This is a genomic window from Deinococcus indicus (assembly GCF_002198095.1).
GTDB classification, from domain to species: domain Bacteria; phylum Deinococcota; class Deinococci; order Deinococcales; family Deinococcaceae; genus Deinococcus; species Deinococcus caeni.
Genome location: NZ_NHMK01000034.1, coordinates 23144 through 30759 on the forward strand (window position 1 = coordinate 23144; position 7616 = coordinate 30759).

Genomic DNA, 7616 nt, shown 5'->3' on the forward strand with positions numbered 1-7616 from the left:
GCCCGCCCCGCCCGCGCCGCGCATGTGCGTGGGCCCTCAGGGCAGGGTCAGGCAGGGTGGGGGTAAAACAGAAAAGCCGCCCTTCTCGGACGGTGATAGAAACAGTCTAACCCGGTATGCAGGCCCGGTCAAGCCCCCGCAGGCGGGCCGTACGCGGACCCGAGAAAGTGCGAGTGGCAGGGCATTTTTCGGATTGCTGCCGGGCGGAGGGCTGACCTGGAGTGCATACCGGGCGCCGAGCAGAAAAGAACAGCGCCCTCCGCAGTGGGAGGGCGCGTGTCCGGTGTGGCGCGTCTCAGACGGCCAGCACCTGGCGGCCGTCGTAGTAACCGCAGCTGGGGCAGATGTGGTGGCTGAGCTTCTTCGCGTGGCACTGGGGGCACTCGGTCAGGTTGGGCGCGACGAGGGCATGGTGGCTGCGGCGCATGTCGCGCTTGCTCTTGCTGGTCTTCTTCTTGGGAACGGGGTGCTTGGCCATGATTTTTCTCCTGGGCCGCACGGCGTTTCTCGCCGGGGCGCGATTCTCTGCCCAAAGCGCACGGGCGAGACAACAGCGGGGAGTATAGCACAGACGCCCCGCACGCTGCCAATGCACCCGCGCCGCCGCCCGCCCACTCCGGTACAGTTGACGGGTGCATGAACTGCAGTGGACTCCGATCACGCTGGCCACGGGCCTGCACGCCCTGGACCTGATCGGCGTGCTGGCCTTCGCGCTGTCCGGGGCGCTGCTGGGCGTCCGCAAACGCTTCGACCTGTTCGGGGTGCTGGTGCTGGGCTGCGTGACCGCCGTGGGCGGCGGCGCGATCCGCGACTCGCTGACCGGACAGACCCCGCCGCTGTTCCTGCGGGACGAGACGTACCTGTGGGCAGCCCTGGCCGGCGCGGCCCTGGCCTTCGCGTTCGGGGAGCGGCTGGCGCGCTTCGAACGGACCCTCAGCGTGTTCGACACCGCCGGACTGGCCCTGTTCGCCGCGTCCGGCGCGGTCGGCGCGATCAACATCGGGCTGGGACCGCTGGGCGTGGTGTTCGCCGGGATGCTCTCCGGGGTCGGCGGCGGCATCATCCGCGACCTGATCGCCAACGAGGTTCCGGAAGTCATGTACCGCCGCGACCAGCTGTACGCCACCGCCGCCGCCGCCGGCGCGCTGACCGTGTGGCTGCTGCACGCGCACGTCACGCCGTTCCAGGCGCAGTTCGCGGGTGCGGCCGTGGTCGTCGCGCTGCGCTGGCTGTCCCGGCGCGGCTGGGTGAAACTCCCGGTGCGCCGCCTGCCCGGAAGCTGAACGGCCCCGCACGCAGGTAAGCCTTCCCACCGTCCGGCGCCTGCCGGGACTGGTACAACCTCAAGGCATGATCCATGACTCCCGCGTGCAGGTCCTGCGGCCCGGCACGCCCCGCCGGGAAGGGTTCGTGCTGCTGTGGGTGCAGGCCACCGTCCGCACCCGCGACAACCACGCCCTGGAGTACGGGGTGCGCGAGGCCAACCGCCTGAATCTGCCCCTGGTGGCCGTGTTCGGCCTGACGCCCAGCTACCCCGAGGCGAACGCCCGCCACTACGCCTACCTGCTCGAGGGCCTGCGGGACCTGCGCGTCAACCTCGCCGCGCGCGGCATTCCGCTGCGCGTGACCCTGGGCAGCCCGCCCGAGATGGCCCTGAACGCAGCGGGCGAGGGGGCGGCCCTCGTCGTGACCGACGTGGGCTACACCCGCCTGCAACGCGAGTGGCGCGGGTGGCTGGCCGACCGGCTGGACGTGCCGCTCGTGCAGGTGGAATCCGAGGCGGTCATTCCCGTGGGCGTGGTCAGCGGCAAGCAGGAGTACGCGGCGCGCACCATCCGCCCGAAGATCCACCGGCTGTGGCACGACTACCTCGTCCCGCTGGACGCCCACGACCTGAGAAAGCAGACGCGCGACTGGGAGGCGGGCGAGGACGTCCGCGACCCCACCCGCCTCCTGAAGACCCTGCCCATCGACCACAGCGTCCCCCCCGGCGACGAGGAAGGCGGAGAGAACGCCGCGCACGACCTGCTGGAAGACTTCATCACTCGCAAACTCGACCCCTACGACACGCGCCGCAACGACCCCACCGTGGACGGCAGCAGCCGCCTGAGCGCCCACCTGCACTACGGCCACCTCTCGCCCCTGAGCGCCGCCCTGGCCGCCCGCGAACACGGCGGCCCCGGCGCGGACGCCTTCCTGGAAGAACTGATCGTGCGGCGCGAACTCAGCTTCAACCTCTGCACCTACAACCCCCACTACGACCGCTACGAGGGCCTGCCCGGCTGGGCGCGCGCCACCCTGGAAGAACACGCCGGGGACCGCCGCGAGTCCACCTACACCCGCGCCGAACTGGACGGGGCGCAGACGCACGACCCGTACTGGAACGCCGCGCAACGCCAGATGACCCGCACCGGCCGCATGCACAACTACATGCGCATGTACTGGGGCAAGAAGATCCTCGAATGGACCCCCACCCCCCAGCAGGCGTATACCGAGATGCTGTGGCTGAACAACCGCCACGAACAGGACGGCCGCGACCCGAACAGTTACGCCGGCATCGGTTGGGTCCTGGGCCTGCACGACCGCCCCTGGACGCGCCGCCCCATCTTCGGCACGGTGCGTTACATGAACGCCGGCGGCCTGAAACGCAAATTCGACATCGACAAGTACGCCCGGCAGTGGGCGGAATAACCCCCGCTCGGCACCTCAGGCGAGAGGGTCAACCTCCCCCGTTCCGCAGAGGTACAGGTGACAGAGAGGACAGTGGGGCCAGGAAGTCCAGCCGATTCTCCTGAGCGGCCGGAAGATAGAGCGCACCATCGTTCCATGGCTCTGCCCGCCGGACCACGCGCAGCCCATCCAGGCTGCAGCCCCGGCGCTGATCGGGAAGATCACAGGTCACCTGTCGCAGCTGCCCATCAAGGGACCTCATCTGGCCTGTCTGGAGCGCCGCCGCCTCAAAGAGATTGGCTCGCACCAGGGCCTCCAGTTCCCCGGCGGTGGGGACCCGCCCCTTCCAGCGGGTGAGTGACGCCAGCAGGTCATGGTCTCCGGTCACCCCGGGGTAGATCAGGACGACCGGCCCTTGGACGTCACGCACCACGCGCTGCGCAGCCTTGCAGAAGACGTCCTCACGGCCACGTGCGCACAGTTCAATCCACCCGCGTACGGACGAAGGCGAGTGGAGATCCAGCCCCGCCTGCCAGACATAACCACCGATCAACAGCAGCGGCAGGCTGACGATGGTGCCCAGCGCGAGAACAGCAGGTGGCAGGTGCATGGTCTGACCCTACCGCGCCCCTCAGACCGTTCCGTGAGGGTTGAGAGGCCAGCGTGAGGAGCGTGCGAGGGGGAGTCCTGAGCATGTACACCCGCTAGAGTCCGCTCATGACCGACGTGGACTCCCTTCCCGCGCAGTACGTGACGAGTGGCGGCGCGCGCGTGTACACCCTGCCCGTGCGCGCCTTCCCGAACTTCCGCGCGAACGCCTACCTGCTCGTGCGCGGCAACCCGCACGCCCCGGCGTATGCGGCCCTGGTGGACACCGGCGGGAGTGGCCCAAACAACCTGAGTGACCTTCAGGCCGGATTTGCGGCGGTGCGGGACGGGTACGGCGAGGCGGTGGGCCTGGACACCCTGAGCCGGATCGTGATCACGCACCCGCACCCGGATCACCTGGGCGGCCTGAGCGCCCTTCGGGAGCACACGGACGCACCCGTGGCGGCGTTCCACTCGGCGGTGCCGTTCATCGAGCAGCCCGGCGCTCTCCGCGCGGCGTGGCTGACCCTGCCCGACGCGCAGGCCACGTGGCTGGGCCTGCCGCCCGGGGGCGAACTGGACGGCCGCATCCGCCGCCGGGGCTCGAACCTGACCGTGCCGCGCGCCCTTCCGGTCGCCACGCCCCTGCACGACGGGGACGTTCTGGACGACCTGCTGCACGTCATCCACACGCCGGGCCATGAAGGAAACCAGATCTGCCTGCGCGTGGACGAGGTGCTCCTGAGTGCCGATCACCTGCTGCCGCTGAACTCTCCGCCGCTGATGCCCGCGCGGTTCCTGCCCGGTAGCGGCGTCGCGGCGTTCCTGGCGTCGCTGGACCGGGTGGAGGCACTGGACGGCGTGACCCTCGCCCTGGGCGGCCACGACGGCCCCATGCCCGACCCCCGCGCCCGCATCCACGCGCTGCGCACCCGCACGCACGAGAAACTGGACGGTCTGCTCGCCGCCTGCACGCACCCCATGACCATCCACGACCTGCTGCTGGCACTGCACCCGCGCCTGCGGTCCATACAGGCGGTGCTGCTGCTCGACCAGACCGCCGCGCTGACCGAATACCTGACCGCGACGGGCGCCCTGAGCGAGACTGCGCGCGAGGACGGCGCGGGCCTGTTCACCCGCACCTGAACCTGCGCGCCGTGCGGTACTCTGGAGCGTTATGACCCCGGAGCGTTACGCGAAAATCATGCGGGTGCTGAGCCGACGCCAGCCGACCCTGACCGTCCTGATGGACCAGGTGAACAAACCCCACAACCTGTCCGCCATCATCCGCACCTGCGACGCCGTCGGCGTCCTCGAGGCGCACGCCGTGGCGCCCAAGGGCGGGAAACTCGCGGAATTCGAGGGCCACACCTTCGAAGCCACGAGCGGCAGCGCCCACAAGTGGGTGACCGTCAACCGCCACCAGGACGCCGCGCAGGCCGTCCGCGACCTCCAGGCGCAGGGCGTGCAGGTCCTCGCCACGCACCTCTCGCAGCGCAGCGTGGACTACCGCGACGCCGACTACACCCGCCCCACCTGCGTCCTGCTGGGCGCCGAGAAGTGGGGCGTGGGAGACGAGGCCGCCGACGCCGCCGACGGGAACATCATCATCCCCATGTTCGGCATGGTGCAGAGCCTGAACGTCTCGGTCGCCGCCGCCACCATTCTGTTCGAAGCGCAGCGTCAGCGCCTCGCCGCCGGGATGTACGACACACCCCAACTGACCCCCCAGGCCCTCGCGGACCGCGCCTTCGAATGGGCGTACCCGGACCTCGCGCCCGCCTACCGCGAACGCGGCGAGGCGTACCCCGCCCTCGACGAGCACGGCCAGATCATCGCCTGAACCGCCCCCGGCACACCCGCACGCTGGTCATATAGGCTGACCCGCCGCCGTTCGTGTCCGGCGTACACTGACAGGCATGAGCGACCTTCTGGACACCATCCGCGACCTCGCCAAACCGACCGACAGCAAGATCCTGATGGTCGTCCTCGACGGCGTGGGCGGCCTGCCCCTCGAAACGAACGGCGACACCGAACTCGCCGCCGCCAACACCCCCAACCTCGACGCGCTCGCCGCGCAGAGCCAGCTCGGGCAGATCGAACTCGTCGGCGCCGGCATCACCCCCGGCAGCGGCCCCGGCCACCTCAGCCTCTTCGGGTACGACCCCCTGAAGTACGTCGTCGGACGCGGCGCCCTCTCGGCCGTCGGCATCGGCGTGAAGCTCGGCGCCGGTGACGTCGCCGTGCGCGGCAACTTCGCCACCCTCGGCGCAGACCGCATCGTGCAGGACCGCCGCGCGGGCCGCCCCAGCGACGAGAAGAACGCCGAGATCGTCGCCAAGCTCAAGGCCGCCATCCCCGACATCGACGGCACCCCCGTCGAGATCTACACCGAGTCGGAGCACCGCTTCGTGGTCGTCTTCCGCGCGAATGGCGGCAGTCCCCTCGGCGCGAACCTCAGCGACGTGGACCCCCAGGCGACCGGCGTGCAACCCATGACCGCCCAGGCCCACGACGACGCCAGCCAGAAAACCGCCCACCTCGTCAACGCCTTCGTCCAGCGCGCCGAAACCGCCCTCAAGGACGAACCGCAGGTCAACGGCGTCCTCTTCCGCGGGTACAGCGACGTCCCCCACTTCCCCAGCTTCGACGCCGCCTACCAACTCAAAGCCGCCTGCATCGCCAGCTACCCCATGTACAAAGGCCTCGCCAGCCTCGTCGGCATGGACGTCCTCACCGTGCAAGGTGAAGAAGACGCCCTCGACGGCAAAGTCCAGGCCCTGCGCGACAACTGGAGCAAGTACGACTTCTTCTACTTCCACGTCAAGAAAACCGACAGCACCGGCGAAGACGGCGACTTCAAAGCCAAAGTCAAGAAAATCGAACTCTTCGACGCCCTGCTCCCCCAACTCCTCGCCCTGAACCCCGACGTCATCGCCATCGTCGGCGACCACAGCACCCCCAGCAAACTCGCCACGCACTCCTGGCACCCCGTCCCCCTGCTCATCCGCAGCAACTACGGCCGCCGTGACCTCGCCCAGCGCTACACCGAAGACGAAGCCCTGAAAGGCAGCCTCGGCCTGCGTAGAGGCACCGACCTCATGCCGCTCCTCATGGCCAACGCCCTCAAACTTAACAAGTACGGCGCGTAACACACAGACGCGCCCCGCAGCCCTTCCCGCTCTGGGAGGGGCTTTTCTGTTAGCAGTTGGGGGGCTACTGGTTGGAGGGCGCGCGGGGTGGGGTTGCTCTGTTTCTGTTGGTAAGGTGGGCGCCTGCGGCGGGCTTCCCCACCCCCCAGCCCCCTCCGCAAGCGGCTCATACGAGTACCCCAGAGGGGCAGGGGGAGCGGTCGCTGCGCTCGGCAAGAGGTTCTACTTGGGCGGCGGAGGTGTATGGGGCGGTGACGTGTCTGGCTTCGACGCCATCCTCTGCCCCCCTCGTAGGCCCGCGCGCTGCGCGCACGACGGCCGGTGGCTGTCTGCGGTCAGGTGACCGGTGGGACGCTTCGCGCCGCTGATCGACTTTCAAAAACATGCTTCTGCGGAAGCCCAAAAAGTAGAACCTTGCGGCACGCACCAAGTTGGCTGGCCCATCCGGCGTCGTGGCAACGCGGCCCGTCGTGCGCGAAGCGCGCGGGGCGAACGGCGCGAAATCGGAGGATGGCGTGTGAGGCGTGGCCGTCCCCGCCCGATAACCCGCCGACCACCTCAGCGAAATACCTGCCCAGTGCCAACGTAAGCCCCCCCTGCCCCTCTGGGGTAGGGGGCTGGGGGGTGGGGAAGCCCGCCGCAGGCGCCCACCTTCCATCAGGAAAGCCCAGTTCACGCCAGCCGCCCACTCCCCCTGCTCGTGAACTCCGCCCAGGCCCGTGCCAGCCGGTTGACGGCTTCGGGGATGTGGTCGGGGTGCAGGGTGAAGGGGATGCGGAGGTACTGGTCGGGGAGGGGGGTGACGCCCATGCTGGCGCCGGGGTAGAGGCGCAGGCCGTGGCGGGCGGCGTGGTGGGTGTAGGCGCTGGCGGTGGGGCCAGGGAGGGTGATCCAGAGGAATTGTCCGCCGGGTGGGGTGGTGAAGGTCCAGTCGGGGAGGTGGGTGTGCAGGAGGTGGGCGAGGTGGTCGCGGGCGGGGGTGATGGCGGCGCGGCGCTCGTGGATGAGGGTGGGGAGGTCGGCGAGGAGGTGGAGGGCGAGGTGCTGGGCGGGTTGGCTGCTGCCGAAGTCGGTGAGGGTTTTGGCCTGTTTGAGGGTGGGGGCGAGGGTGGGGGGGAGGCGGAGCCAGCCGATGCGTAGGCCCGCCCAGTAGAGCTTGCTGAGGGAGCCGACGTTGAGGATGGGGGCGTGGGGGGCGAGGGTGCT

Annotated in this window: 8 protein-coding genes; 5 read left to right on the forward strand and 3 right to left on the reverse strand. The window is 69.6% G+C overall.

The window, feature by feature from the left end; genetic code table 11:
• Positions 1 to 295 precede the first annotated feature (295 nt).
• Entirely contained in the window at positions 296 to 478 is a 183-nt protein-coding gene (gene rpmF, locus CBQ26_RS19485) for a 50S ribosomal protein L32 (RefSeq protein WP_055363851.1), read from the reverse strand.
• A gap of 154 nt (positions 479 to 632) precedes the next feature.
• On the opposite strand from rpmF, the gene CBQ26_RS19490 reads away from it, so the two are divergent.
• Together CBQ26_RS19490 and CBQ26_RS19495 are read left to right on the forward strand one after the other, a co-directional pair.
• Complete coding sequence (locus CBQ26_RS19490) at positions 633 to 1283, forward strand: trimeric intracellular cation channel family protein (protein WP_088250269.1); 651 nt, start codon at positions 633 to 635, stop codon at positions 1281 to 1283.
• A gap of 67 nt (positions 1284 to 1350) precedes the next feature.
• The gene (locus CBQ26_RS19495) at positions 1351 to 2691 is read left to right on the forward strand and encodes a deoxyribodipyrimidine photo-lyase (protein ID WP_172418182.1); all 1341 of its coding nucleotides are present in this window, start codon (positions 1351 to 1353) and stop codon (positions 2689 to 2691) included.
• 28 nt (positions 2692 to 2719) lie between these two features.
• Here CBQ26_RS19495 and CBQ26_RS19500 read toward each other — a convergent pair whose 3' ends face one another.
• Positions 2720 to 3280, reverse strand: coding sequence for a hypothetical protein (locus CBQ26_RS19500; protein ID WP_088250270.1), 561 nt, complete (start codon positions 3278 to 3280; stop codon positions 2720 to 2722).
• A 107-nt stretch (positions 3281 to 3387) separates the two neighbouring features.
• On the opposite strand from CBQ26_RS19500, the gene CBQ26_RS19505 reads away from it, so the two are divergent.
• The 3 genes from CBQ26_RS19505 (at position 3388) to CBQ26_RS19515 (ending at position 6410) form a co-directional block, all read left to right on the forward strand.
• The gene (locus CBQ26_RS19505) at positions 3388 to 4404 is read left to right on the forward strand and encodes an MBL fold metallo-hydrolase (RefSeq protein WP_088250271.1); all 1017 of its coding nucleotides are present in this window, start codon (positions 3388 to 3390) and stop codon (positions 4402 to 4404) included.
• 31 nt (positions 4405 to 4435) lie between these two features.
• On the forward strand, positions 4436 to 5101 hold the full coding sequence (gene trmH, locus CBQ26_RS19510; RefSeq protein WP_055363854.1) for a tRNA (guanosine(18)-2'-O)-methyltransferase TrmH: 666 nt from the start codon (positions 4436 to 4438) through the stop codon (positions 5099 to 5101).
• Positions 5102 to 5177: 76 nt separating this feature from the next.
• On the forward strand, positions 5178 to 6410 hold the full coding sequence (locus CBQ26_RS19515; protein ID WP_088250272.1) for a 2,3-bisphosphoglycerate-independent phosphoglycerate mutase: 1233 nt from the start codon (positions 5178 to 5180) through the stop codon (positions 6408 to 6410).
• A gap of 672 nt (positions 6411 to 7082) precedes the next feature.
• Here the strand turns inward: CBQ26_RS19515 and CBQ26_RS19520 are convergent.
• The coding region (locus CBQ26_RS19520; RefSeq protein WP_143342212.1) for an aminotransferase class I/II-fold pyridoxal phosphate-dependent enzyme at positions 7083 to 7616 on the reverse strand (534 nt) is incomplete at its 5' end.

What these genes read in the sequence shown, in the direction of transcription:
- rpmF (WP_055363851.1), bottom strand. Translation starts at nt 478, where the DNA reads ATGGCCAAGCACCCCGTTCCCAAGAAGAAGACCAGCAAGAGCAAGCGC.
- CBQ26_RS19495 (WP_172418182.1), top strand. Translation starts at nt 1,351, where the DNA reads ATGATCCATGACTCCCGCGTGCAGGTCCTGCGGCCCGGCACGCCCCGC.
- CBQ26_RS19500 (WP_088250270.1), bottom strand. Translation starts at nt 3,280, where the DNA reads ATGCACCTGCCACCTGCTGTTCTCGCGCTGGGCACCATCGTCAGCCTG.
- CBQ26_RS19505 (WP_088250271.1), top strand. Translation starts at nt 3,388, where the DNA reads ATGACCGACGTGGACTCCCTTCCCGCGCAGTACGTGACGAGTGGCGGC.
- trmH (WP_055363854.1), top strand. Translation starts at nt 4,436, where the DNA reads ATGACCCCGGAGCGTTACGCGAAAATCATGCGGGTGCTGAGCCGACGC.
- CBQ26_RS19515 (WP_088250272.1), top strand. Translation starts at nt 5,178, where the DNA reads ATGAGCGACCTTCTGGACACCATCCGCGACCTCGCCAAACCGACCGAC.